Raw genomic sequence first — 23159 nt, forward strand, 5'->3', positions numbered from 1 at the left:
GAGCCCTGAGAAAAGAATCAAAGCTCGGTAAGCGTGAAGCACGCTTGGAGCAGGCGGAGGCGAAGGTTGGCCGACGCTAAAACTATTTGGGGCTATGCCGTTCTTTGGGGCTCCAGCACAAATATTGCGAACGAGTTTCTTGAACAGTTCGCAAAGGGATCGCTAACGCGCAGCATTAGAGAGGACGATATCCGGATGTTACTTGACCATGATCCAGGTCGAGTAGTCGGGCGCACGGCCTCGGGGAGCCTCCGTTTGCGAGAAGATGCTCTCGGACTTCGATACGAAGTCGACGTGAATCTTGATACGCCAGATGGACAAACTCTCGCTGGAACGATCGGCAGGCGAGATGTGTCTGGGATTTCTCCCTCGTTTTACGTAAAAACAGAAAATTGGCTGGATGGCGGGTCTGGCTTGCCTCTACGGATTATCACTGAAGCTCGGCTTAGGGAGATCAGTGCCGTGGCTTGGCCTGCGTATCCGCAGACAACTGCGGTGATGCGGTCTATTGCCAACACCAACAGCGTAGCTGCCCAACGCCGCATAGCCGCAAGGCGTGAAGCCATGCGTGTGCGGGGAATGCTGTGAGCGCCTGGCAGCACCTGTATTCGTCGCGTCGATGGAAGGCCTTGCGCGAGTACCAGTTGCTCAATGAACCGTTGTGCCGCTTCTGTACGCAGAGCGACGTGGTTGAGGCGGCAACGGTTGCTGACCACATCCGGCCTCACAAGGGCGACGAAGCGCTGTTCTATGATCCGGATAATCTTCAGAGCCTTTGCAAGCCATGCCATGACGGCACCAAGCAGCGCATCGAGCTTGGGCAGGAAGTCGTGACGTTCGCGGCGGACGGATGGCCCCGGTAGGGCGGGTCAGATCCCTTCACCGACGCGTCTATGTTAGCGGCGGCCCCACTTTCGCACGCATCTGCAATTCGGACCCCAGGGGCAAAATGCCACGACCAAGAAAGCCGGCCGCCAAGGCGCTGGTTGAAGGCCGGCACATCATCAATGCTGGCCGCTATAAACGCAACGATCCAACCGGTGCCGAAATCGGCGCTCCGCCCACTTGGCTAAATGAGCAACAAGCTACTGCATGGCGTGAATTCGCTGGCGAGCTGCCTTGGCTCAACGCTTCACACCGCTGCATCGTAGGAATCGCATCAGTATTGCGCGCTCGCCTGCAAAGCGGCGCGGAGATGGGTACAAAATCGCTCAGCCTACTGAGGCTGTGCCTAAGCAGTATGGGCGCGACACCGGCCGATGCGAGCAAGATCAGTTGGGCGCCAGCAGAGGAGGCGGACGATTTGCTTGACTAGAACTCACGGACACTCCGGCAGAGCTAGGAGGTTATCGTTGTAGTAGCCATCAGCGTGAGTTCGAACATATTTCCCATTCGGGCCGCTAACGACACCAACGTCGGCGCGCTTACCGCTGACCAACGTGAAAAATGTATTGGTGCCGTTCTCGATCGATCGAATGACCTCCGATCTCGGCCACTTCCAACCGCCCCTCCGAGGTGCGTAATCCCCTCATGCGAGTTGTCGCGCGGTTGCTTGTTGATGCAGGTGACCTGTACGTCTGGCATTTCCCCTCCCGCTGTTCTGCATCCCATAGAAAGCAACTACAGCGGGAACGCAATAATCAGTTAGTCGCAGAACGCGAGGCCTGGTCCCTCAGCGTGTAGCGCCTCGCAACGAGGTGCGGAGCCACCACGACATTCCCCAGAAGAGATCAAATGACTCAACTCCACAACACTCCATCAGACCCGACCGAACCGCCGACGAATCCAGTTGAAGGTTTTGTGTTCAAGCCAGCCGGCAGCGACGTTTGGCAGGTCTGGCAAAAGATCAACGGTCGATATGTGCGCATCGATGATGCAGCTGCACGCCCTGATGAGGAAGTAAAACATTGACCTCACCACTTAATTCATATTCCACCGGCACCGTTGCAGTTGCAGCGGACGGAACGACCGTTACCGGCACGAGCACCCTTTGGTCCAGCGCCGGCAACGTTAAGCCCGGCGATCTTTTCCAGAGCGGTCACTTTTGCGTTCCGATTACGGACGTCACCGACGACACGCACTTGGTCATCACACCTTGGCCTGGCTCGACGCTGAGCGGTGCGTCGTATGTCGTTTGGAAAGTGTCGCAACAGCGCATCGTCGGCGAGACCTATGCCCGCGACGTCGACAAAATGGTCGGCGCGCTCAACACATCGGGCTATTTCGTCTTCGTCGACATCGACGAGACTGTGCCGGATCCGTCGCTCGGCGATGACGGGCAATATGCGTTTCAGCCGACATCCGGCAAGACGTGGGCGAAGGTCGCTGGCGTCTGGTCTTATCTCGGAATTTATAAGGGGCTCCAACTCAAAGGAGCATGGAGCGGCGCGACGGCTTATGCGGCCAACGACGTCGTGACGTTGAGTGGGTCGAGCTACGTTTGCGTTCTCGACCACACCAATCACACGCCGCCGAACGCGACCTATTGGCAATTGCTGGCTGCGAAGGGCGACACGGGTGCGACGCCTCTATTGCCGGTTGCGGCGTGGGTTACGGCGACCGCGTATGTTGCTGGACCGCCTGCCAGCTACGTGACCAATGGTGGCTCGTCATACATGTGCCTGACGTCCCATACGTCGGGAACGTTTGCGACCGATCTCGCTGCAGGCAAATGGGGGCTCGTTTCGCAGGCGGGCACCAACGCACCCACCTACGGCGGCACTTCGACGACATCGCTCGCTATCGGCACAGGGTCAAAAGTGTTCACCACGCAGGCTGGTTTGGCTTACACCAACGGGGCTCGCGTGCGGGCATCCTCCGGCGCTAATTGGCTTGAAGGTGTCGCGACATACAGCGGAACGACTCTCACGATTACGTCTGACAAGACAAACGGCACCGGCACGTTCACGAGTTGGACGTTTAATGTCGCGGGCCAGCCTGGGGCTGGCGACCTGTCGAGCGCCAACAATCTGTCGGATGTGGCGAACATCGCGACGGCGCGTGCCAATCTCGGTGCTGGTACAGTCAACAGTGTTACCGCCGGCACAGGACTGTCGGGCGGCACGATCACGAGCAGCGGCACGATTGCTCTGGCGCTAAATAATGCAACACTTCAAGCAGCGCCATCAAACCCCGCCGGGGTTGCAAGTTTTGTGATGCTCGGACTAGGATCGACTTGTCACATAACGCCGATATACAGCACGCGCATCCTGGTGACGATTAGTGGCCACGCCTCCAACGGTGGTGCGGGAACGTTTACAAACTTGACGATCCGATATGGCACAGGCACTGCACCAGCTAACGGTGCGTCCCCGACCGGCACAACCGCGACAACACCCATGTCTGTGGCATCCAGCACCAACCTTACACCCTTCAGCCTGACTACCATCATCACAGGGCTGACGGCAGGCGTCGCATATTGGTTGGATTTGTCGGCCTCCCCATTATCGGGAACGTCGTCGTTGGGTGGAATCAATTGTACAGCCGTTGAATTGTAGGCCGAGTGCTTTGCCTCAGACCGAGAAACGTCGTTAGCTCGTGTTGCATTTTACTGAGTAGGTCGGGCTCAACTATCAGCGTCGACCGGCCACCGCGCTCAGCATCGAATATGATTAGGAAGGCTGGTGGTATCTCCTCGATCTTTTCGAGCATGTAGTGTGCGATCCTCCGGGTGATAAGCAGGCGGATTCCGCCGCCGTGCCTCGCGACGAATGCCGCGCCGCCGTGGTCGCCGGACATCAGGGTCTCGGTTGTTCATCGGCCAACTTCTACCGGAAACGCGATGGCAACATTTTCAGCGGGCACAGGATACGGTGTATCCGGTACGTTGAGTGCGGTAATAGCAGGCTAGATATCGTCCGCAGGGTAACAATCACTGCGACAGGAAAGCGACGCTGGCACGGCGATCTACATCAACACGTTTGGTTGGACCGATCGCCGCGGCAGGGAGGAGTTGCATCGCTGCGACGCGCGACGCGACAAGCCATTCTTTTGTCGGAGTCGCGCACTACTTTTCATTTTTGAAAAATGGAGAAGTAAGGTGGCAATTGGGACAGTGAAGTGGTTCAACCCGACAAAGGGGTACGGGTTCATTCAACCTGACAACGGCGGCAATGACGTCTTTGTCCACATCTCCGCGGTTGAGAAGGCTGGTTTTACTTCGCTCGCAGAGGGCGCAAAAGTCAGCTTCGACATCGTGAAAAATCGCGGAAAAGACTCGGCGGAAAATCTACGAATCGGGTGATGCGCACAGCGTGTTGTTCAACAGAAAGGCCGCAGTGGTACGCCGCTGCGGGCGGCCGAGGAGATCGATCGGAATTGGCCGATGGATAAGGCGCTATCGTTCGCATGGGCGTTCGGGCTTGCAGCCTTGGTACTGTTCGTCGCGCTATACCTGCTCTGGTAGTGAGTTGGCGATTCGCGACGGCGCTGCCTGCGATCCGAGACTGATTGCCAAGTCACCGCCCTATCCTGGTAGTTGCTCTAGGGCATTCGTCCGGAGGATACGTTGCCCGGTCAGCCTCTTCGTCGCGAGGCTGGCGGTGGAGTTAGCGACGCGTGGTAGGGACAGCGCTCGGCCTCCGAACTGGGCGCCGAGCCGCGTGGCCGCTAGCTTCACCGGGCGGCGCGGGTGTGGCAGGGACAGCGTCGTTTCGCATTTCCCGGCGCCGAGTCGCGCCCGCACCGCCACGATCTGGGATCGATAAGCATCACGGACACTCAGGGAGGGAAAGGAGATTGTCCGGTTGAATTCCGTCAACTGTTGTCTTGATGTACTTGTTTCGGCCATCGGTGGCGACGATGACCTCGACAGTGACGCCTGATTCTTCGACGTAGTACTCCCACTCGCGGCTTTCGAGGTCTCGGATAGTCTTCTTAACGGATAGCTTCCATCGCGTTCCGTCTGAATTTACCCCGCCGACATTTTTGATTCTCTCGTGTGCGCTTCGCCTGTCAGTCTTGTTTATGCAACGAATGCGCACGCGTTTGGTCATGCGGGTGTCTCCCATCTGTGCAAGCTGTTGGACCAGCTTAGAGACTGGTCGAGGAGGAGGGACCTGCCGATTCTGGTAGGTGCCCCGGTTACTTGTCTGCGCCATTATCTGGGCCCCTTGAGAATGTGACCCTCTCAGGGGCAAGGGTGGCCAGCCTCAGTCTTCGAGGACGGGCTGGCCACCATCGCTTGCGACGCAATCTTACAGGGTAGGCTACAGGCCAACGGAATGCACACATTCGAGCGGGACATCACCTCACTGCGGTCGCAAGCGCTTGCGGTGCTTGCAGCCAATCAGGCCCGCGCGGCCGATCAGTCTTTGAGCCAAGCAGATCGCCAAGACGCGACGTTTAGTGCCGAGGAGGCTCGGGCAGCGCTAGGCATACTCGACAGCTTGAAACCCAACATCGGGCCGGAAGAGGCACGGAAGATCGCTGCACGCATACGAACGCTTCTAGAGTGATGACGGGATGGTTGCTGGCAGCGGCTATTGCGCGACGCCGATTGGAGCCCGAGAGAAAGCAGATTATCGAGCGCGCGGCGAAGGGCGAGCGCTCGGGATATCGGCCAACTGGCATTGAGAATGTGACCACACCAACGTTCTCGCCAACCGCAAAGCCCAAGGGAGGTCGGTTGAACAAGCAAACGCAAATTCTGCGTTTGCTACCGCAACGGCAAAGTCGAGTGCCGCATGACCCCCGATACATCCCCCATCGGTTGCCCCACACCTTGGCCGCCGCAATCGGTGAGTTGGCGACAGCGGAACCGCTAGTCTTGTCACTGGTAATCGTTAGCGTCGTGCCGCTAGGACGTGTGAGTGCCAACCGGTTCGGGTGGGATGCCCGTGAGACTTTCGCCAGCGCGGCGCGCCCGCGCTGTCACTGAGACTGACGACCGTCACGCGCGACGGTGTGGCGCAACGCGCGGTTCACCGCTGCTGGCCGGAGGACCGGGCGGGGAAGCCAATTAGGCCACGGGGAGAGGCGAGGAGGAGGGCGGCGTGAGGTGGATGACGCGAGCCCGTGTGCTAGCGCCGCTGACGCCTGGACCCTGTCGTTTTTGACAGTGTGGTCCATCCCGAGGTCGGCGCATGATCGCGGCTAGAAGACGAGGGCCATGCCATGCAACATTACTACTTCCCGATTCTCCACAAGGGCGAGACACAGGCGGACGAGGTTGGAGAGCTATTTGGCTCTGCTGAGCTAGCGGTCCAATACGGCGCCCGTGTCGCTCGGGATATCGCCAGCGATCCCGAATATGACCCTGGTGCGGGCACGATCGTGATCGTGGTTGACGACTCCGGTGCAGAGATCGAGCGACATGGGGAGGGTAGCGTGGGCGCGGCTGTCCAGTAGGAGGGGCGTCGAGCGTTCTGGCAAGGACGCCAAGCCGGGGTGGGGCTGGCTTATGGCGCCGCCAAGGCAAGCTGGGGCGGATTGTCGAGGTTCGGGCTTGGTGCCGATGCTCCGGGCGGCTGGTCTATCGGTGACGAGCGTGTCGGACCTCTCGTCCGCGGTGAGAAATCTATAGCTTTCACGGCAGTATTTGCTAGCCTCGAATAGCCAGAACTTGCCGATTAGGGGTACCGAACGTGGCTGTACGCGAGTTTGAAATAAGTGCTTACTCGGTCGTTTTGCTCGGCAACTTCAATCCGGTTATTTTCACGCCTAATTGGTTTGAGAAGTGGGGCTGCTCACGGAAGATGAAGCTGCCAATGCCGAGGTCAGCGTCATACACCCCGACATAACTCGTTTCGCTGCTGGCGGCCTCACAGTCCAAGTCGAATTGAATCGGTTTTCAGCTTCAGGCACGCAGTCCGCGATTAAAATCAAGGACTTTGTTCTCAAGACGTTCCGTGATTACTTAAGCCATACGCCCATCCGCAGCATCGGGATCAATCGGGAAGTGCATTATAGGTTGCCCAATGTTGGCGCGAGAGTGAAGCTTGGTCGCTCTCTGGCGCCCCTTGCACCTTGGGGTGAATTTGGCCGTGAGATGGAGGAGAAGCCCGGCAAGGAGGTAGGCGGTTTGCTTTCGATAACAATGCACAGGCAAAAGGAGGGGACCGAAATTAAAGGGCATGTGCAAGCCACGGTTCAACCTTCTGCGATCATCCCGCGTAATGTCGGCGTGTTTTTCCAGATTAACGATCACTCTGAGGCGCTCGACGAGAGCAATTCATCCGAGGTCATCCTAGACTTGCTGGACTCTTCGTTCGAAGAGTCCATCAAGCAAAGCGAGAAGATTATCGATCAGGTTTTGATTGGGATTGAAGCATAATGCCATCCACAGCAACAGCTACTTATGATTCGGATGAAGCGTATATTGATCAGTCGACGATGTTCAAAGAAGGTACGGTCCAGCGGCATCGATCGGCGTTACATAGTCGGCTTATACAACACGCGGCCAAAGAGAGCTTGAGCGCTTTCACAGATCGACGGCGGCGCACGATTGCTTCTGAACTCGATGAGCCCGACGATTCGTCGGCAGTGGTGATCGCGCCCGATAAGCAGCCTAAATCAAGGGTCGCCAGTTTCACCGCGTTGCAGGAGTGGGACGGATACGTTTTGTCTGTTGGTGCGAAAACATTCGTTGCGCGCATCACGGACATTACCGAGGATGGTCCTCCGGACGACGGCGAGGTGGAATTGCCTTTGCTCGAACTATCAGAGTCCGTGGCCCAGAAGCTCAAAGAGGGTGATCTTTTTCGGTGGTCAATTGGATACGAGCGAACTTTGGACGGACAAAAGACCAAGGTTTCACGGATTGTAATGCGCTTGCTGCCCCGCTGGCAAAAATCTTCGTTAGAGCAAGCTGATCGTCGAGCGTCAGAGTTAGTTGAGCGCATCAACTGGCGATGACGGCGCCCGCTGAAGATCAGATAGAGGTCTCTCTCTTCGGACCCGGATACGGGGAATGCTGCCTTGTTCACATTGGAGGCGGCAAGTGGATTGTTATCGACTCTTGCGTTGAACCTCGGAGTCAAAAGCCGGCTGCGCTTGAGTATCTTGAACGGATAGGTGTCGATGCTGCCACGTCGGTAGAAATGATCGTGGCGACTCATTGGCATGACGATCATGTGCGTGGGATTTCAACGCTGCTAAGGGCATGCCCCAAAGCGTCGTTTGTGTTGTCAAATGCTATGTCATCAAAGGAATTCATTTCGATGGCATTGGCTCGCAACACAATTAAGTCGACAAAAGTTTCAACTGGCTCTGGCGAAATCTCCGCTGTCTTTGATCAGCTAGGTTCTTCTCGTAGGACAGCTACACGAGCGATCGCGGATCGGACGCTTATGACCGTTCGTAACTCTTCTCTAAGACACGGTTACGACTGCGTTGTGACATCATTGTCGCCTTCCGACAGGCAGACACAGACATTTATGGATGATCTTGCGTTGCTTATGCCTGATCCAAACAGCTCGGAGAGGCGTTGTGTATCGAGAGGTCCAAATCACCTTGCTGTCGCACTTTGGGTCTCCTTGGGCCCCGTAGACATTCTGCTTGGAGCCGATCTGGAAGAGACCCAAGACCCCGATACTGGCTGGTCAGTTATCGTAAACTCGACCAATCGGCCAAAGGGACAAGCTACCGTTTTTAAAATTCCGCATCATGGTTCGCAGAACGGACACTGCGTTGGCGTGTGGCAAAGCATGCTGGCGCCCCATCCGATTTCTATTTTAACTCCCTACAATCGCGGTGATGTCGGCCTCCCCACCGAAGATGACGTGAAGCGAATTGTGCCTCTATCAAGTTCCGCATTTTCTACTGCCGAAAATCGGAAGTTGCGGACTCATTCGAAACTCGATCCCGTCGCGTTTCGAATGTTAAAGCAAAACGGTATTCAGATTACGAACGCCGAACCAAGAATGGGGCACATCTGTCTTCGCAATGGTGGGAGCGCAGATTTTAGCACTTGGACGCCGTCATTGAGCGGCACTGCGCATCGGCTTTCTTGAAGATGTGTCTCCCGCGCTCATCGCGGAGCGCAGGGAGGGGGCGTCAACGCTGGGCCAATCTCACGGCCCGCCCAACCAGGGAGGCGGGGCGGAGCACTGCCGGTGCTTAGTTTTTAGCCCTGGCTGTCAGCTCATTCTTGAGGGCTATTGCAGCCTGCGCGATTCGGTTTAATGGGTTTTGTGCGCAGTAGTTGTCCATCCAGGCGTAGTAGGCCACGCTTTGCGGTTTTGGAGCAATAAATTCAACGTCGCTCCCCATGTTGAATCCAGACAGAAAGCCGTCCAGCCAAGCCTCTAGCTGAGCAGTGGCCGACTTGTCGCCGGTCACTCGATATTTCTGCCATTCGCCGCATGTCAGCATGCCGGCGCCATACGCTATTCTATTTCCATCAGCTGCCTGCGCCGAATGTGGTGACGCTAGGAGAACTGCTAGCAGGACGAGCGCGGACTTCGCTCCTAACCTCTCGGGCATCTATTTCACCTTCGACTTCAGCGCTTGCTCCACCAGCCTGCGGATAGCCTCTGGCCTGGTCATCACGTCACCCTGTTTGGCGATCCACGCATCCAGTTTAGCAAGCGGATCATCGAGCAAGCGCACACCAACGAGCGTGCCCTTGCCGGTGGTCACCGGGCGACCGCGCCTTTTTGTGTTAACCCTAATTGACTTATCCATTCTTTAGTGATAACACAAAATCAGGCCGGGCGAAAGCGCCAACTCTCGCACCGGCCCTAACCCCAGCGCGAAAGGACCTTCTGCGCCATGGCTACCCACGAAACTACCACCATTTCCCGGCTGGTCTCTACACACCGCGACATTACGGAACTGGCGCGCGCACCGATGCCCCTGGACGCCCTGCTTGATGTGGCCTCTGGAATCCAGAGGGAGGTTGTCGGCACGCCATCGGCTGATTGGGCTGAGTTCGGTGCGAAGGCCTGCCTCCTGATCAATGAGCTGACCACAGACCCGACCACCGGTTGGCTGGATGCGATCCGCGAAAGTCTGCGCGCCGACGTCGACCGGTTGGCCGCGATCTGAGAGAGTCGGTCGCGCTCTAATCGCGCGAGCCAAGCGCGAGCCCGCTCCAGCGCAAGTTGGGGCGGGCTTTCACTGTTCTAGGCGCGGGGTTGTTTAGGAATTAGATTAGGAATTGACTGTCGGATATTCATATTTCTCTAGTAATATCAATTAGATATATATAATTTCTGGCGGAAGGGGTGGGATTCGAACCCACGGTACCCTTGCGGGCACGCCGGTTTTCAAGACCGGTGCCTTAAACCACTCGGCCACCCTTCCGGATCAACAGGATCAGGCACTTAGCCTAGCGGACGACCGAACGCAACGCGAACTTGGACCCAGCCCGGACCCAAAGAGCTCAGGATCCAAGAAAACCGGTAGCGAAGGCCGACAAGGTCGAGTTCAGCGCCTCGTCCGTCTGCTTCGCGCGCTTGCGCTTCGCGTAGTTTCGCAAGGGCACCGCCGGGTCCGCCGACGAGCCGTTAGTTCGTTAGTCGAGCGCGCGCCTGTTTGACATTGCGAGAGACGACACGATCGTAGGCCGATAAAGCGGCATCGGTCGCCAGCTCAACCATTTCTCGATAAGCGGCGTCGTTCGTTTGAGTGAAGCTTTCGTGGATTGCTCCGGCAAGCTGCTCGTCTGATACGGCGCCCCCCGGGGCCGCTCGTCCGGTGAGTCGGCTATACAGATTCAAGCGATACACGTCGGCAGCGATTTGCCAGGCCCAATCCTCCAGTCCCAGTTGTTCAACCACCCAGCCGACCCCTTGCTCTATTCGCAGAAAAATTGGGGTAGTCGACGCTGGGCATAGAAAAACTAACTCAGGTTAGAAAAAATCTGCCTTACAAATTCAGGTGGAAGCCGCCGCTCAAGGCGCTAAAGACCGGGCCCGCCGGTTCACGCCGCGCCAGGTGCTCTATGCATTGTCCCGGCGGCGGTGTTCATTTCCAGCCCCGAGATGGGAACTAACAAAAAACCTCGGATACAGATTTTGCGTGCGAAACTTGGCAAGGTTTCAGGCCCTGTCAGTGCACGCTGGCGGGCCTAGCACTCCCGGGAAGCCCACCAGCGGGTGATGAGGCATGGCCGGCTGTCCCACTAGTTTCAAAATAGAACGCTGCCGGGCTCGAAATACATGTCCCGGCAGCGCCTCATTCTCAAACTGAGCACTGAAATCCCAGTTAGCGCTAATTTTGCAATGGGCGTGCCACAGGTTTGTGACTGCGCCCGCCGGCTCACGCTGGCGGGAATTCGCTAGTTGGGGGTGCTGCCGCTCTTGGCCTTGGACGAATGTTTCACTACCGGTTTGGCCGGCGTGGCCGGCTTCTTCGCTTCGTCGCCGCGGGCAGCTCCCCACGGATCGACTGCCTTCTGGTTGGGAACATTGCCGAGGGAGCGTTGATAGGCGCGCTCGGCCCGAATGTCGTTCGCCTTCTCGGCCTCCGTCTTGGCCTTGGACTCTTCGCCGTACATTGGAACATGGTCCTCAGCCCATGCGCTCTGTGCGATCAGGGCGAACATGACAGCGACGGCGATTTTGCGCATCGAGAAACTCCCGGTTCTGCAACTAGCATAACATCGCGCCGATTGCGGCATCAATGCATCGGAGTGGACGAAGCCGCTCGCCTTCCAAGACCGGTGCCTTAAACCACTCGGCCACGCTTCCGGACAGAGAAGGGTTGTCGCTTAACGCAGTCGACCGCGCAAGGCAACGCGAAGTTCGCGCTTGCGGGGGAAAACCAAGTCCGATGGGGAAACAGGCCGGGAAGGGCGAAGCTCGGCTTCGTCGAACAGTCGTTCGGCGCGGATTCGCTCACGGTGTGGCTCGGCGTCGTCCCACGACGACTTGCACGCTGCGCTCAATCGCGCAGCGTTTGATGACCGGACACGTCCGATGGCCGGCGCTGAGCTTGAGCAACGCACTCGTGCTCGCATCCGCCTCATCCGCACGACGCATGGCCAGATCTGTCGATTTGATAAAGGTTGTATGAAATAGATCACGCAACCCGGAAAAATATTCGCGCGTGCTTCGACGTTGAGGGTGCGTGTCTAGGTGACATCACCCAAAAGTTGTGCTTAGTCTCCGGCCGCCTTCTTCGTCTTGCCGTCCGGGGGCTGGAATGGACACCGAAGCATTGACCGTTGCTTATGCGCGCGTGAAGGCGATCCTGGATGAAGCTGCCGGCGATAGCACTGCTGACTATGGTGGCGCTGGACGGTTTTGGGACAAGGGCGCACAGGCGCTGGAGGCGGCCGAGATCTTCGGCATCAGGATGGTTGCTCCAGTGCCGGAGGGGCACGCCTGCTGCATCCCGCCGCATGCGCGCAGCGACGCGTCCGGATTGATTAAGGGATTGCGCGGGGACGCGCCGTTCGACGGCGGCCGGTTCCCGGCGCTGCCGTGGGGCGGCAAGCGCGTCGCGCCCGCTGACGTCGACCGCATTGCCGACTGGATCGATGCCGGCTGCCCGGATGATGCGACCAGCGTCGCAGTCGAGCTTGCGCCTGGCAAGCCGGCGAAGACCGCGACGGTGAAGGTGAGCGAGATCGCCGAGTTTGCGGTGGCTGCCGACGGCTATTCGCCGGCCGCGGATGCCGGCGAGCCCAGGCGGCGCATGAACATCGACTGCATGAGCGAGCCGCAACTCGAACGCCTGCGCCGCGGCTTCCGCCGGCTTTACGACCTCGACCACTGGCCGGAAGACCGGCGCAACTACAACAACCAGGCGCTGATCCACCAGAACCATTGCCAGCACGGCTGGGAGCGCTTCCTGCCCTGGCACCGCGCCTATCTCTACGAGTTCGAACAGAACCTTCAGGACTTCGAGCCCGGGCTGATGCTCCCGTACTGGGACTTCACGATGCCGGAGTACCGGCCGGAGGAGCCGGACAAGGGCCGCATCATTCCGAATTCGATGAAGGCCTATCTCACCGAGGAGGCGGCCGAGACGCTGTTGGCGGCGCTCGACCCGGCGCCGACGGCGGCTCAGAAGAAGGCGATCCTGGCGCTCGCGCGCGACCGCGTTACCTTCACCTCACAGCACAGTTTCTTCTGCTACCTGATCAACACGATCGGCTATTCGGCCGTAACGCCCGATCCCGCGAATGCCAACCGGCAGTGCTTCATCGACGCGCTGCTGCACTCCAACTCGCTCTGGTATCCGCTGCGCTATCCTGCCGAGTACGACGGCGGCGGCACCATCAACCAGGTCATTCACTATCATTACCCGTCGGCCGACGACATCGCCCAGATCCTGAGCCTCAACAATTTCCGCGACTTCGGCGGCGGCAGCGTCTACGACGCGGCGTTCGGATTCCTTGACCAGAATCCGCACAACACCATGCACATCTGGACTGGCGGCCAGAACCCCGATGCCGGGAAGGCGGCCTATGTTTGCCAGGGCGGGCCGACCGCGACGGGAACGACACCGCAGCCGGGCGCCGAAACAGCGCGCCTGCGTGCGCTCACGACGCGCCGCAACAGCGCCGCGCAGGTCGGCGGGCGCCGTTTCCACGCCCGCTCGGATCTCTATTCGCAGCCGCGCTCCGGCGACATGTTCAGCAACCTGACGGCCTCCTACGATCCCGTGTTCTGGCCGATCCACGTCAATATCGATCGGATCTGGTGGGAGTGGCAGAAGCTCAATCCGAATGCGCTGCCGGCGGATCTCGATTCCGTGCTGTCGCCGTGGAACTACACCATCCGCGACACGCTCGACATCGCGCCGTTCGGCTACGAATACGTCCGCAGCTCGCATTTCATGCCGGTTGGACTCGAGGCGCCGGTCAGCCGCTTCGTGTCGCAGCCGATCAACGTGCCGCAGGCCGCGCGCAGCTTCAAACGCGCGGAGATCCGCCTGCATCAGGTGCCGCAATTGATGCGCTCCTGCTTCGTGCGCGCCTTCCTGAACGAACCCGGCGCCGATGCCTCGACGCCGATCAAGGGCAATCCGCACTACGCCGGCTACATCTCGATCTTCGGACACGGGGCCTGCTACGGCGGTCCCGGCCATTGCGATATCCCGCCGCCGCAGCCGCGGCGCTTCGACCAGCGCGGGCGCAGCCACAACACGCCACGCGTCCATCGCATCGACGTCACGGCCGCCGCCAGGCAGGCGCTCAAGAAGAAGGGCCCGCTGCAGATCACGCTGGTCGTGATCGGCGGCGACTACCAGGAGGAGAGGGAGCTTCTGAAGCTGGAAGGCGTGTCGATCAGTTTCCTGGATTGAGAAAGCGGCGGGGAAGTCATGGCGACGTATCGAATCCATCCGGGCATCGGCATCGCGCGCCTGGGCAACAGCGACAGCGAATTCTACCTCGCGCCGGAGACGCCCGCGGCGATGCCGCTCGCCTGCGACAGTTTCGGCAATCCCCTGCACGGCCCCGACGGGGTCACACCCGTTCCGGTCAAGACCTTCAAGGATGCGCAGGGCCGCGTGAAGCGCCAGGCCGCGCGCTTCCAGATCTTCGTCTATGACGATGAGTCCCCGGAAGGCAGGCCGCTGGCGCTCGGCGATGCCGTGGAGGGCGGCGGCAATCATGGTGTGCTCGTCGACATCCAGTGGCGCGTCTATGTCGCCAACAAGAAGGCCTCCTGGTACCCGTTCACCGAGCTCAAGGGCGAGCACGGTTACGCCCCCGGCAGCGCGCGCCGCAACGCCGACATCACCGGCCAGGACCGTGACCTGCTCATCATCGATCCCGGCCCGCGCAGCGTGAACGCGACCACCAACCGGCGCGCGCATTTCGATCGTTCGGGCGGGCCCGGCGGCTACGCCACCACGTTTCCGCCGAAGGGACTCCAGCCGTTCGACATCGACACGCTGGGCGAGATGATGACCGACAACAAGGGCCGCCTGGTCGTGCTCGGCGGTCACGGCAATTCGGGCATGGACATCAGCGGCAGCTTCGGTCCGAAGATCGAGGACTATGCCAACACCGACGGCTGGTACGACGACATCTCCGACGGACCGGTGATGGCGCGGCTGATCATGTATTCGAAACAAGTCGGCCAGACCCGCTACATCGACGTCGAGTTTCCGGCCTGGGTCGTGGTCGGCTATCCGCGCTTCGTACCTGAGATCCTCGACATGATCACGATGGACGAGGTGCTGTACGATCTCTATGTGCGCCAGTTCGCCACCGACACCGGCATCTACGGTACGCTCGGCACCTATGACGATCCGCAGCAGATCCCGTTCCGCGACGAGGCGGCGCTGCGCCACTGGCAGGCCGGCCGTCTTGCCTGGAATCGCAACTACCGGCCATGGTTCTATCGCGACGTCTGGCCGATCCTGTTCCGGCCGGATGAATTCAGGTATCTGAACGATATCCTTCAGCAATCGAACTACCCGCACGATCAGGCGCAGCGCGGCACGTTCGATCCCGACAAATTATCGCAGACCCCGAAACGCGCGACGCGGCCGACGGCAACGGCAACACCGTCGGATGCGCCGTTGCGCGATGCCAGTCAGGGCGAAGCGGTCATGGCGGTGGCGGCGGTCGCAGGTCCGACCCACTATTCCAAGGCCGACGATCCCTACGGACCGATGCGCCGCTTCCTGTTCGATCTGTTGCGCCGTGCGGGCGAGGCCAATTCGTTCCAGGTGCAGGACCGGGCATCGTCGCGCGTCCATTCGCTGCCGCTGATGCCATTGTTGTGCGGCGACAATCCGCTGACCAACGAGACGCCGTCGAAGTTTCTTCATCTCACCGAGTACCAGCTCTTCATCCTCGGCCAATGGGCGCGCGGCTGGTTCATCAACGAGAAGGAGGAGGGCTGGCTGCCCGACGGCTATTCACCCTTCGCGCCTTATCCGAAGACGCCGCCGAAGACCGGCCGCGAGCTCGACCGCGGCGTGCTCAGCAACGTGCTCGGCGGCGCCTTTTGTCCGGGCGCCGAGCTCGGCTGGGTGATGCGCAACCCTTCGATCTACTGGGCGCCGTATCGCATCAACGCCGATCGCAGCGTCTCGGATTTCCTGCAGAGCGCCGCCCAAGCCAATCAGGACCACGGCACCGTGATTGCCGACCCGACCTTCAACGTCAACTCGCCGCTCAGCCAGGACAACGACTTCGAGATCGGTCTTCAGCCGGGTGACCTCACCAAATACATGGGTCTGCCCTGGCAGTCCGATTTCAACGAGTGCACCACGCAGCCGATCAACATCACCTACGCCGACTGGAACAATCTCTGGCCCGGCAGCGACAATGACGATCGCTTGCGGCGCGACGAGAAGACCTGGACCACGCTGTGGTGGCCGGCGCATCGGCCGTTGCAGTCGTTCGAGATCGCCTCGGTCTCGAACGGAAAGCCCAATTACGTCTGGACCACGTGGAGCCGCGGCGTCCCGCAGACGCCGGTCGGCGACCTCAAGATGGTCACCGAGTGGTCGCTGCTCGGTTTCATCGTGCGCAATCCCTACGAGCCGGCCGTCAAGCCCGCCGACAGTTATCAAGGTCCCAAATACATCAGCGTCGAGCGAACAACCGGGTCGAGGCCCGATCCCAAAAGCGAGGCATCATGAGCGACAATCCATTCGTCGGACATTGGACCTATCGCAGCCTGCTCAATGATCCCGACGTCAACACGGCCTTCAACAATCTCGAATTCGGCCGTGGCACGATCGAGATCGTGGACGGGCCGATGCAGCTGCTGACCGGCACGATCGGCGGCCCGGGCTGGTCGCTCGCGCTGAAGGGATCGCGCGCCTATGGATCGCCGATGCAGGTGCGTTTCCAGGGCACTGGCGTCGTCGGCGGCGAGGAATGGATCTACGATTATTGGGGCTCGCTGGTGCCGGCCTGGCCTAATGGCGTCGACCAGCGTCCGGCCATCGTCGGCTCGGTGATCCGGACCATCCCGCACAGCGGCGGCTCGCCCGGCACGGTGGCGCCTGCCGGTGTGGTGGCGTCGTTCTACGCAGTCCGGGCCGACTGACCTTGGCCGCGTTCGACATCATCGTTGCAGGCGCAGGTCCAGCCGGAGCGGCCGCTTCCCGCGCGCTTGCGATGTGCGCGCCGGAGCTTCGGGTTGCCGTGATCGCGCCGTCCGAGCGGCGCGGGCGAGGCGAAGGACGAGGCCAAGGACGAGGCGAGGTCTTGTCACCGCTGGTCCAGCCGGTGCTGCGGCAGCTGGGTCTGTGGCCGACTTTCCTGGCGCAGGGCTTTGCGCCGTCGCACCGCACGCTCACCTCCTGGGACCAGGCCGGCTTGACGTCGAGCGAATTGCTGCTGGAAGCGCGCGGGCCGTCATGGCGCGTTGACCGCCGGGCGTTCGATGGCTGGCTCACGGCGGCGGGGTGCCGCGCGGCCGAGTGCGTCGATGCGAAGGTCTGTCATCTCGCGCGCGAGGCGGACGGCTGGTCGATCGTTTGCGACGACGGCAACAGCCATTCGGCCCGGCTGATCATCGATGCGACGGGCCGTGCCCGCGCACTCGCCGACCGCCAGGGTTCGCGGACGAAAGCGCAGGACCGCCTGATTGCAGCCTATGCCGAGGCGACGACATCGGGGCCGGCCGCACCGGAACTGCTCGTCGAGGCCTTTGATGACGGCTGGTGGTACACGATGGCACTCGACCAGGGCAGGCGCGCCTTTGCCTGCATGACCGATGCCGATCTCGCGCGTGGCCTCGGGCTGAACACGCCGGACGGCTGGCGAGCAGCTCTCGCCAGGACGCAATTCGTCTCGGCGCTCGGGAGCAGGATCATTCGGCTCGAGCAACCCCGCTTGATCCCTGCGGGCAGTCGGTACGCCGCAACGACTGCCGGCTTCCATTTCCTCTGCGCAGGCGATGCCGCAAGCGCTTTTGATCCGATCTCGGGCCACGGCGTGGTCAAGGCCATGCGCTCGGGCGTGTTCGCTGCCTATGCCGCCTGCGATTGCCTCGCGCGCGGTGATGCGGCCGCTCTCGATCGCTACGGCGCGTGGATCGCGCGCGAGGCTGCGGCCTACGCGACGACGCTGAGCGAACACTACGGCAGTGTTTCGCGCTGGTCCGAGCGGCCGTTCTGGCGGCGCCGGCGTGCCGACGCGCCTTCACGCAATCCTTCGAGCAGTCTTCTGGAACAGTAGGGCGGACAACATGATGAAGAGCTTCGCGCGAATTGGTCTTGTCATCGCCGCGCTGGGACCGAGCCTTCCAGCATTCGCGGCGCCGGTTCCCCGTGCTTTCGAACCGCCGCCGACGCTGCCCGGACAGGGCAATGTCGTGGCCCTGGAGGCCGCCGTGGCGCCGGCCGTCGGCGGCTGCCGGCCGCAAGGATCGATCTCGCGCAGCGGCTCGATCGTCTCGGTGGTGCTCAACTTCGTGCGCGGCCGCTTCTTCATCAACAACCCGGATCCGACCGATCCGCAGCCGGATGGCCTCGACCCCGTCGAGCTGCGCTCCTATGGCGGCTGCAAGTCGGGCCCGGCCATCTTCGTCAAGCCCGGTGATACGCTGCGCGTCGACCTGATCAACCAGCTCGCGAAGGACGACCCGAGCTGTCTGCCCAATCCGCCGGAGGGGCTGGGCTTGCCGGCGTTGGTCGGTTGCTTCAACACCACCAACCTGCACACGCACGGCCTGCACGTTTCGCCTGCCGGCAACAGTGACAACGTGCTGCTCAACATCGCCCCGCAGACGAAGTTTCCGTATGAGATCAACATCCCCAACGACCATCCGGCGGGGACGTTCTGGTATCACGCCCACCGTCATGGTTCGACGGCAGTGCAGGTGGCGAGCGGCGCCTCGGGCGTGCTGGTCGTCAAGGGCGAGCGTCCCTATACGCCGCCGTCACCGCAGAACCCGAAGCCGATTGCCGATATCGACACGGTACTGCATGACGTCAACGGCGCCCCGTTCAAGGAGCAGCTCTTCCTGTTTCAGCAGATCGCCTATGCCTGCTTCGCCAACCAGCCGAACCAGCCCGGCGGCCCGTGGCAGCAGATCTACACCACGCAGGGACTCTACAACGCCAGCAGTCCGGCAAATATCGCCAACGCGCCGTGGACGTGCCCGCTGGCGACGCCAGGCAATCCGGTAAGCCCCGGCGTCGTCGAGAACTTTGGCTTGCAACTGGATTCATCGTCGATCTGGGACACCAATGGCCGCTTCACCAGCGTCAATGGCATCGTGCAGCCGACGCTCACCGTGCCGGCCGGCGAGATCCAGCGCTGGCGCTTCGTGCATGCCGGCATTCACGACACGATCAACATTCAGCTCGTGCGCGCCACGCCGGTCGGCACAACGAACCTGATCGCGACCTCGGCGCTGAGCGGCAACCGCCAGCAGCAGAAGGCCGATCTTCTGGCCGCCTGCAACGCCTCGCCGGGCACGCTGATCCCGCAGTTCGAGATCGCATCCGACGGTCTGACCCGGACCAAATTGCGCACCGTGCACGCCTCGCAAGTCGGCGGCGTGCTCGAATCGAACTACATGCAGCCCGGCTATCGCAGCGACGTCCTCGTCGTATTCCCCTCGGACGGTGACTATTGCCTGCTCAACCAGGCGGCGCCGAAGGCAGAGCGCGTGTCCAACGGCAACGGCGGCGGGCAGGGGCCGTCGACCCCGCAATTGCTGGCCTACGTCCATGTGCGCGGAGGCCAGCCCGTGACCGGCGACCTGCAGGCCTATGTCGGCAAGGCGCTGTACGATGCCAATCCGACGCTGCCGGACGCCGTTCGCACCGGACTGCGTGACGGCGATCTGCGGCCATGGGCGCCATTCGAAAACCTTGCGCCGCCGGCAGCCGGCAGCCAGCAGCAGCAGGCGGCCTTCGCGATCAACTTCCCGGCCTTCACGGTCAACAACGCCTCGTACGATCCCGACGTGGTGAACTTCACGCGCGAGGTCAACACCACGGACGATTGGCTGCTGTCCGCGCAAGGCGAGCCGCACATCTTCCATATCCACGTCAATCCATTCCAGGTGATCGACGTCACCACCACCAACACCAACGGTCAGCAGATCTCGATCTACAATCCCGACGGCACCTGCAAACCTGACATCGTGTATGCCGACAAGCAGCAACTGGCGAACCAGTATTGCGGCATGTGGCACACATTCCGCGACACGATCATCGTCGAGAACAACTATCAGATCCGCGTCAGGACGCGGTACGACCGCTACATCGGCGAGTATGTCCTGCATTGCCACATCCTGGACCACGAGGACGCGGGCATGATGGCCAACATCGCGATCGTTCCCGACCTCAACGCGTCGGGCGGCGGTCTCGGGATGGCGGGCATGCGCCATGCCAAGCAGCCGACGGCGACACCCGCTGCGACGCCGGTAGGCCACAAACATTGATCGTCACAGGAAGCAGGGAGGATCACGCGCGATGAAGATCGGCATCCCCGTCTACGACGGCGTCGACATGCTCGACGTCGCCGGTCCCTTCGAAATGTTCGACTGGGCCGACTTCGACGTCGAGATCGTTGCGGCAAAGCCGGGAATGAAACGGTTTCGCAACCGGGGATTTCCGTTCGAGGTCGCAAAATCCTTCGCGGAATGCACCCAGTATGATGCCGTCTGGATTCCCGGTGGCGATCCAGACGCGCTCACCGAGATCATCAACGATCCGCACCGGACCTACGTCCAGTTTCTGACCAGGCAGGCCGCCGGGGCGAAGTACATGTGCTCGGTCTGCGAGGGAGCGATGCTGTTCGCGGCATCGGGTCTTCTCGACGACCACTGGGCGACGACGCACTGGGCTTTCCTGGAATGCTTCCCGACGCTGTTCCCGAAGGTGAAGGTTGCCGACGGACATCCGCGTTTCGTGCTGGATCGCAATCGCCTGACCGGAGGCGGAATATCCGCGGGCCTCGACGAGGCGCTGATGTTGATCACGCTGCTCGGAGGCACGGAGCTGGCGCGTGAGGTCCAGCAAAACACCCAATACTATCCGGAGCCGCCCGTCCGCAGCGCGATTCCCGCAGCACCGCAGTGCCCTCTTACAGGCGTCAAGCCGCCGGGAGCGACGCAATAGGTCCGGCCGAGCGACGAGTGCATCATCTAACTATCTGATATGTCGAGACTTCAATCGACCGCGCCGGCCTGCCCGGTTCAACTCGTGGAACCGTTTCGCTGCCTGCGCGTTGTCTCCGCATGACCGAAGACCTTTCCTTCCGACGCAAACCCTTGACCCCTGAGCAGCGCCAGGCTCGTGATGCCGCACGCCGGATCGAGGCCGAAAAGGCCATGCGCGATCACGAAGAGGCGCAGAGGGCGTTTTACGCCAACAAGGAACGGCTGAGGGCCGAGCGGCTCGCGCGCGAAGCGGCCGAGGCGAAGGGCTGACCGAACGCGGTCATCGCCCGCAATCTTCTGAAGCGATCTCCCAACCGGAGACCGGCGGCTAGTGCCGGTTGGACATTCCGGTTGCGCTCAAAGCCAACTTGAGCGCCTGGACGGCGCCGGCGAACGCGCCGCGGGGCGCTTGCGCCTCGATCGCTTCGGCCGCGATGCGACAATCGTTGGCGACCTTGAGCAACCCGCTTCGCGCGAGATCCATGGTGGAGAGGGCGGCCTGCTCCAGGCAGACCCGTTCAAGCCGTCGAAACTCCCGCAGCTCTTTGTTCATGCGTCAGCTCTCGATGTCCCCCGGGCCCATCCGGCGCCGAGTCTGCTTAACGGACGGTAAACATCTCTGCCTAGCTGATTTGGCTGGCGCGGCGCTGGTGCGCGCCGTGCCCACGCCCTGGCTGTGGCGCACCACCGCGCAGGCTTGACGGCCTCGGCCTTCCGGGAGGAAGATTCAAATGATCCTAAACTGACGAGAAGCACGGAGACGTTCGCTCCCAGCCAGTCCGATTCTCCTCAGCGAAAACGCATTGGAGCTGACCATGACCACGTTCGACAAGCGCGAGCAGGGCTTTGAGGCCAAATTCGCCCACGACGAGGAATTCATGTTCAAGGCCACGGCCCGGTCCAACAAGCTGCTCGGGCTCTGGGCCGCAGGCCAGCTCGGGCTCAGCGGCGATGCCGCGGCAAGTTACGCAACGGCGCTGGTGACGGACAATCTGGAGAGCCAGACCGACGATGTCGTGGCCAAGGTGTCTGGCGATCTTGCCGCCAAGGGCGTCGCGCGCGAACAGGTCGCGCAGAAGCTTCAGGAGTGCCTGCACCAGGCGCTCGCGCAACTCGAAGCAGACAAGTAGAAGGCGGCCTCGCGCCTCACTCGGCGTGCCTGCGCATGCCCGAATCGCTGAGCTTGTCGACGAAGGCGATGCCGAGCGCCGAGACGATGAAGGTGAGGTGGATCAGCACCTGCCACATCACGCCAGTCTCGGTAAAGCCGGCGCGGTTCGAGCCGAGATTGCCCGCCTCGATGAAGGTCCGCAGCAGCGCGATCGAGGAGATGCCGATGATGGCCATGGCGAGCTTGATCTTGAGCACGCTCGCATTGACGTGGCCGAGCCATTCCGGCTCGTCGGGATGGCCCTGGAGGTCGAGCCGCGAAACGAAGGTTTCGTAGCCGCCGACGATGACCATCACGAGCAGGTTGGAGATCATCACGACGTCGATGAGCGCCAGCACGCTCATCATGATCTGCTGCTCGGTGAGGTCGATCGCGTGCCAGGAGAGATGCCAGAGCTCCTTGAGGAACAGCACGATGTAGACGCATTGCGCCACGATCAGTCCGAGATAGAGCGGCAGTTGCAGCCAGCGCGAGCCGAAGATGATCATCGGGAGCGCGCCCAAACGCGGCGACGGCGGGCGGGGTCCGGTCTTGGGTGCAGGCTCAACCGACATTCAGGCAGCATCCTCGCGAGCTGAAACGATCTCGCCTTCATGTAACCCGACAAGATGGCCGGTGGAAGACGGCCAAGCCGCCCGGCTGCCGACAGATCGCGCAGTCTCGTGCTACCGTGCCGAACGGCCAAAGAGCCAGGGCTTGAATCGGGAGGCGGGGGTGTCTTGGAGCGGCTTCGGCAAAGGGCTCGGCGGCATCGCGGTCGCCGTCGCAATTGTGGTTGGCGCCGGTGGCGCAGAGGTCTCGGCGACACCGCTGACGCCGTTTCGCTACGAGGCGCAGGCGCAACGTCATTGCCCGCACGATCAGGTAGTCTGGCTCGATTTCAGGAAAGGCGTCTATTACGGCAAGAGCCAGAAGCGGTACGGCCAGGGTTTCGACGGCAGCTTCGTCTGCCTGAGCGAGGCCCGCGATGGCCTTTATCGCCGCTCGTTATTGGGCCTGCGCTGAGC

General features: G+C 61.1%; 29 protein-coding genes and 1 tRNA gene. 20 read left to right on the forward strand and 10 right to left on the reverse strand.

Annotated features, from left to right (window positions below; all coding sequences use genetic code 11):
• Positions 1-33 precede the first annotated feature (33 nt).
• From BJ6T_RS43870 to BJ6T_RS43875, 3 genes are all read left to right on the forward strand, one after another.
• A complete protein-coding gene (locus tag BJ6T_RS43870; protein WP_240537914.1) occupies positions 34-588 on the forward strand; it encodes an HK97 family phage prohead protease in 555 nt (184 codons plus the stop codon).
• The gene (locus tag BJ6T_RS24900; protein ID WP_014495257.1) at positions 585-863 is read left to right on the forward strand and encodes an HNH endonuclease; all 279 of its coding nucleotides are present in this window, start codon (positions 585-587) and stop codon (positions 861-863) included. Before BJ6T_RS43870 ends, BJ6T_RS24900 begins: the two co-directional genes overlap by 4 nt.
• A gap of 86 nt (positions 864-949) precedes the next feature.
• Entirely contained in the window at positions 950-1315 is a 366-nt protein-coding gene (locus BJ6T_RS43875) for a hypothetical protein (RefSeq protein ID WP_048228223.1), read from the forward strand.
• A gap of 3 nt (positions 1316-1318) precedes the next feature.
• Here the strand turns inward: BJ6T_RS43875 and BJ6T_RS48540 are convergent, their stop codons facing one another.
• Positions 1319-1477, reverse strand: coding sequence for a DUF3892 domain-containing protein (locus tag BJ6T_RS48540; protein WP_347336787.1), 159 nt, complete (start codon positions 1475-1477; stop codon positions 1319-1321).
• A 257-nt stretch (positions 1478-1734) separates the two neighbouring features.
• Here BJ6T_RS48540 and BJ6T_RS47415 point away from each other — a divergent pair, with 257 nt between their 5' ends.
• Positions 1735-1911: a hypothetical protein gene (locus BJ6T_RS47415; protein ID WP_014495259.1), complete on the forward strand. Its 177-nt coding sequence runs from the start codon at positions 1735-1737 to the stop codon at positions 1909-1911.
• A complete protein-coding gene (locus BJ6T_RS45890) occupies positions 1908-3497 on the forward strand; it encodes a hypothetical protein (RefSeq protein ID WP_014495260.1) in 1590 nt (529 codons plus the stop codon). The genes BJ6T_RS47415 and BJ6T_RS45890 overlap by 4 nt, the downstream gene beginning before the upstream one ends.
• Here the strand turns inward: BJ6T_RS45890 and BJ6T_RS24910 are convergent.
• On the reverse strand, positions 3472-3738 hold the full coding sequence (locus BJ6T_RS24910) for a hypothetical protein (protein WP_014495261.1): 267 nt from the start codon (positions 3736-3738) through the stop codon (positions 3472-3474). The genes BJ6T_RS45890 and BJ6T_RS24910 overlap by 26 nt on opposite strands.
• A gap of 301 nt (positions 3739-4039) precedes the next feature.
• On the opposite strand from BJ6T_RS24910, the gene BJ6T_RS24915 reads away from it, so the two are divergent.
• The gene (locus BJ6T_RS24915; RefSeq protein ID WP_014495262.1) at positions 4040-4243 is read left to right on the forward strand and encodes a cold-shock protein; all 204 of its coding nucleotides are present in this window, start codon (positions 4040-4042) and stop codon (positions 4241-4243) included.
• Positions 4244-4709: 466 nt separating this feature from the next.
• Here BJ6T_RS24915 and BJ6T_RS43885 read toward each other — a convergent pair whose 3' ends face one another.
• Positions 4710-4994 (reverse strand): DUF3892 domain-containing protein, encoded by a 285-nt coding sequence (locus tag BJ6T_RS43885; protein ID WP_028154576.1) that lies wholly within the window; start codon positions 4992-4994, stop codon positions 4710-4712.
• Between the two features lie 1120 nt (positions 4995-6114).
• Between BJ6T_RS43885 and BJ6T_RS24925 the strand changes: the two genes are divergently transcribed.
• The 4 genes from BJ6T_RS24925 (at position 6115) to BJ6T_RS49700 (ending at position 8951) form a co-directional block, all read left to right on the forward strand.
• Positions 6115-6348 carry a DUF6894 family protein gene (locus BJ6T_RS24925; RefSeq protein WP_014495266.1) on the forward strand — a complete coding sequence of 78 codons (234 nt, stop codon included), beginning with the start codon at positions 6115-6117 and terminating at the stop codon, positions 6346-6348.
• 328 nt (positions 6349-6676) lie between these two features.
• Entirely contained in the window at positions 6677-7273 is a 597-nt protein-coding gene (locus tag BJ6T_RS24930; protein WP_014495267.1) for a hypothetical protein, read from the forward strand.
• A complete protein-coding gene (locus BJ6T_RS24935) occupies positions 7273-7854 on the forward strand; it encodes a hypothetical protein (RefSeq protein ID WP_014495268.1) in 582 nt (193 codons plus the stop codon). Before BJ6T_RS24930 ends, BJ6T_RS24935 begins: the two co-directional genes overlap by 1 nt.
• Positions 7851-8951, forward strand: a complete 1101-nt coding sequence (locus BJ6T_RS49700) for an MBL fold metallo-hydrolase (protein ID WP_141378493.1) — start codon at positions 7851-7853, stop codon at positions 8949-8951. Before BJ6T_RS24935 ends, BJ6T_RS49700 begins: the two co-directional genes overlap by 4 nt.
• A 106-nt stretch (positions 8952-9057) precedes the next feature.
• On the opposite strand, the gene BJ6T_RS24940 is transcribed toward BJ6T_RS49700, so the two are convergent.
• Together BJ6T_RS24940 and BJ6T_RS24945 are read right to left on the reverse strand one after the other, a co-directional pair.
• Positions 9058-9279 carry a hypothetical protein gene (locus BJ6T_RS24940; RefSeq protein ID WP_141378494.1) on the reverse strand — a complete coding sequence of 74 codons (222 nt, stop codon included), beginning with the start codon at positions 9277-9279 and terminating at the stop codon, positions 9058-9060.
• Positions 9280-9423: 144 nt separating this feature from the next.
• Positions 9424-9579, reverse strand: coding sequence for a ribbon-helix-helix protein, CopG family (locus BJ6T_RS24945; RefSeq protein ID WP_225894889.1), 156 nt, complete (start codon positions 9577-9579; stop codon positions 9424-9426).
• A 132-nt stretch (positions 9580-9711) separates the two neighbouring features.
• Here BJ6T_RS24945 and BJ6T_RS24950 point away from each other — a divergent pair, with 132 nt between their 5' ends.
• Positions 9712-9987, forward strand: a complete 276-nt coding sequence (locus BJ6T_RS24950) for a hypothetical protein (protein WP_014495271.1) — start codon at positions 9712-9714, stop codon at positions 9985-9987.
• Positions 9988-10155: 168 nt separating this feature from the next.
• On the opposite strand, the gene BJ6T_RS24955 is transcribed toward BJ6T_RS24950, so the two are convergent.
• From BJ6T_RS24955 to BJ6T_RS24965, 3 genes are all read right to left on the reverse strand, one after another.
• Positions 10156-10245: transfer RNA gene (locus BJ6T_RS24955), tRNA-Ser, on the reverse strand.
• 203 nt (positions 10246-10448) lie between these two features.
• Positions 10449-10721 carry a hypothetical protein gene (locus tag BJ6T_RS24960; RefSeq protein ID WP_014495272.1) on the reverse strand — a complete coding sequence of 91 codons (273 nt, stop codon included), beginning with the start codon at positions 10719-10721 and terminating at the stop codon, positions 10449-10451.
• 500 nt (positions 10722-11221) lie between these two features.
• Positions 11222-11512: a hypothetical protein gene (locus BJ6T_RS24965; RefSeq protein WP_014495273.1), complete on the reverse strand. Its 291-nt coding sequence runs from the start codon at positions 11510-11512 to the stop codon at positions 11222-11224.
• Between the two features lie 575 nt (positions 11513-12087).
• Between BJ6T_RS24965 and BJ6T_RS24970 the strand changes: the two genes are divergently transcribed.
• From BJ6T_RS24970 to BJ6T_RS25000, 7 genes are all read left to right on the forward strand, one after another.
• Positions 12088-14196 carry a tyrosinase family protein gene (locus BJ6T_RS24970; protein WP_014495274.1) on the forward strand — a complete coding sequence of 703 codons (2109 nt, stop codon included), beginning with the start codon at positions 12088-12090 and terminating at the stop codon, positions 14194-14196.
• A gap of 18 nt (positions 14197-14214) precedes the next feature.
• A complete protein-coding gene (locus BJ6T_RS24975; protein ID WP_014495275.1) occupies positions 14215-16494 on the forward strand; it encodes a LodA/GoxA family CTQ-dependent oxidase in 2280 nt (759 codons plus the stop codon).
• Positions 16491-16907: a hypothetical protein gene (locus tag BJ6T_RS24980; RefSeq protein WP_014495276.1), complete on the forward strand. Its 417-nt coding sequence runs from the start codon at positions 16491-16493 to the stop codon at positions 16905-16907. The genes BJ6T_RS24975 and BJ6T_RS24980 overlap by 4 nt, the downstream gene beginning before the upstream one ends.
• Positions 16908-17068: 161 nt before the next feature.
• Positions 17069-18043 carry an NAD(P)/FAD-dependent oxidoreductase gene (locus BJ6T_RS24985; protein ID WP_014495277.1) on the forward strand — a complete coding sequence of 325 codons (975 nt, stop codon included), beginning with the start codon at positions 17069-17071 and terminating at the stop codon, positions 18041-18043.
• Between the two features lie 10 nt (positions 18044-18053).
• On the forward strand, positions 18054-20261 hold the full coding sequence (locus BJ6T_RS24990) for a multicopper oxidase family protein (RefSeq protein ID WP_014495278.1): 2208 nt from the start codon (positions 18054-18056) through the stop codon (positions 20259-20261).
• Between the two features lie 31 nt (positions 20262-20292).
• A complete protein-coding gene (locus BJ6T_RS24995) occupies positions 20293-20940 on the forward strand; it encodes a DJ-1/PfpI family protein (RefSeq protein WP_014495279.1) in 648 nt (215 codons plus the stop codon).
• Between the two features lie 119 nt (positions 20941-21059).
• Positions 21060-21251 carry a hypothetical protein gene (locus BJ6T_RS25000; protein ID WP_014495280.1) on the forward strand — a complete coding sequence of 64 codons (192 nt, stop codon included), beginning with the start codon at positions 21060-21062 and terminating at the stop codon, positions 21249-21251.
• 58 nt (positions 21252-21309) lie between these two features.
• Here BJ6T_RS25000 and BJ6T_RS25005 read toward each other — a convergent pair whose 3' ends face one another.
• Positions 21310-21534 carry a hypothetical protein gene (locus tag BJ6T_RS25005; protein WP_014495281.1) on the reverse strand — a complete coding sequence of 75 codons (225 nt, stop codon included), beginning with the start codon at positions 21532-21534 and terminating at the stop codon, positions 21310-21312.
• Positions 21535-21796: 262 nt separating this feature from the next.
• Here BJ6T_RS25005 and BJ6T_RS25010 point away from each other — a divergent pair, with 262 nt between their 5' ends.
• Positions 21797-22111, forward strand: coding sequence for a DUF1476 domain-containing protein (locus tag BJ6T_RS25010; protein WP_014495282.1), 315 nt, complete (start codon positions 21797-21799; stop codon positions 22109-22111).
• A 16-nt stretch (positions 22112-22127) separates the two neighbouring features.
• On the opposite strand, the gene BJ6T_RS25015 is transcribed toward BJ6T_RS25010, so the two are convergent.
• Positions 22128-22706 (reverse strand): TIGR00645 family protein, encoded by a 579-nt coding sequence (locus tag BJ6T_RS25015; RefSeq protein WP_014495283.1) that lies wholly within the window; start codon positions 22704-22706, stop codon positions 22128-22130.
• Between the two features lie 160 nt (positions 22707-22866).
• Between BJ6T_RS25015 and BJ6T_RS25020 the strand changes: the two genes are divergently transcribed.
• On the forward strand, positions 22867-23157 hold the full coding sequence (locus BJ6T_RS25020; protein WP_014495284.1) for a hypothetical protein: 291 nt from the start codon (positions 22867-22869) through the stop codon (positions 23155-23157).
• Positions 23158-23159 lie beyond the last annotated feature (2 nt).

Origin of the sequence: Bradyrhizobium japonicum USDA 6 (assembly GCF_000284375.1) — a bacterium.
Lineage (GTDB): Bacteria > Pseudomonadota > Alphaproteobacteria > Rhizobiales > Xanthobacteraceae > Bradyrhizobium > Bradyrhizobium japonicum.

Bases quoted from the DNA above. Each gene is read 5' to 3' on its own strand.
- BJ6T_RS47415 (WP_014495259.1), top strand. From the start codon at position 1,735: ATGACTCAACTCCACAACACTCCATCAGACCCGACCGAACCGCCGACG.
- BJ6T_RS24935 (WP_014495268.1), top strand. From the start codon at position 7,273: ATGCCATCCACAGCAACAGCTACTTATGATTCGGATGAAGCGTATATT.
- BJ6T_RS43885 (WP_028154576.1), bottom strand. From the start codon at position 4,994: ATGACCAAACGCGTGCGCATTCGTTGCATAAACAAGACTGACAGGCGA.
- BJ6T_RS24970 (WP_014495274.1), top strand. From the start codon at position 12,088: ATGGACACCGAAGCATTGACCGTTGCTTATGCGCGCGTGAAGGCGATC.
- BJ6T_RS24995 (WP_014495279.1), top strand. From the start codon at position 20,293: ATGAAGATCGGCATCCCCGTCTACGACGGCGTCGACATGCTCGACGTC.
- BJ6T_RS49700 (WP_141378493.1), top strand. From the start codon at position 7,851: ATGACGGCGCCCGCTGAAGATCAGATAGAGGTCTCTCTCTTCGGACCC.
- BJ6T_RS24980 (WP_014495276.1), top strand. From the start codon at position 16,491: ATGAGCGACAATCCATTCGTCGGACATTGGACCTATCGCAGCCTGCTC.
- BJ6T_RS25010 (WP_014495282.1), top strand. From the start codon at position 21,797: ATGACCACGTTCGACAAGCGCGAGCAGGGCTTTGAGGCCAAATTCGCC.
- BJ6T_RS24950 (WP_014495271.1), top strand. From the start codon at position 9,712: ATGGCTACCCACGAAACTACCACCATTTCCCGGCTGGTCTCTACACAC.
- BJ6T_RS25005 (WP_014495281.1), bottom strand. From the start codon at position 21,534: ATGAACAAAGAGCTGCGGGAGTTTCGACGGCTTGAACGGGTCTGCCTG.
- BJ6T_RS24925 (WP_014495266.1), top strand. From the start codon at position 6,115: ATGCAACATTACTACTTCCCGATTCTCCACAAGGGCGAGACACAGGCG.
- BJ6T_RS43875 (WP_048228223.1), top strand. From the start codon at position 950: ATGCCACGACCAAGAAAGCCGGCCGCCAAGGCGCTGGTTGAAGGCCGG.
- BJ6T_RS25015 (WP_014495283.1), bottom strand. From the start codon at position 22,706: ATGTCGGTTGAGCCTGCACCCAAGACCGGACCCCGCCCGCCGTCGCCG.
- BJ6T_RS24990 (WP_014495278.1), top strand. From the start codon at position 18,054: ATGATGAAGAGCTTCGCGCGAATTGGTCTTGTCATCGCCGCGCTGGGA.
- BJ6T_RS24975 (WP_014495275.1), top strand. From the start codon at position 14,215: ATGGCGACGTATCGAATCCATCCGGGCATCGGCATCGCGCGCCTGGGC.
- BJ6T_RS25000 (WP_014495280.1), top strand. From the start codon at position 21,060: ATGACCGAAGACCTTTCCTTCCGACGCAAACCCTTGACCCCTGAGCAG.
- BJ6T_RS24965 (WP_014495273.1), bottom strand. From the start codon at position 11,512: ATGCGCAAAATCGCCGTCGCTGTCATGTTCGCCCTGATCGCACAGAGC.
- BJ6T_RS24910 (WP_014495261.1), bottom strand. From the start codon at position 3,738: ATGTCCGGCGACCACGGCGGCGCGGCATTCGTCGCGAGGCACGGCGGC.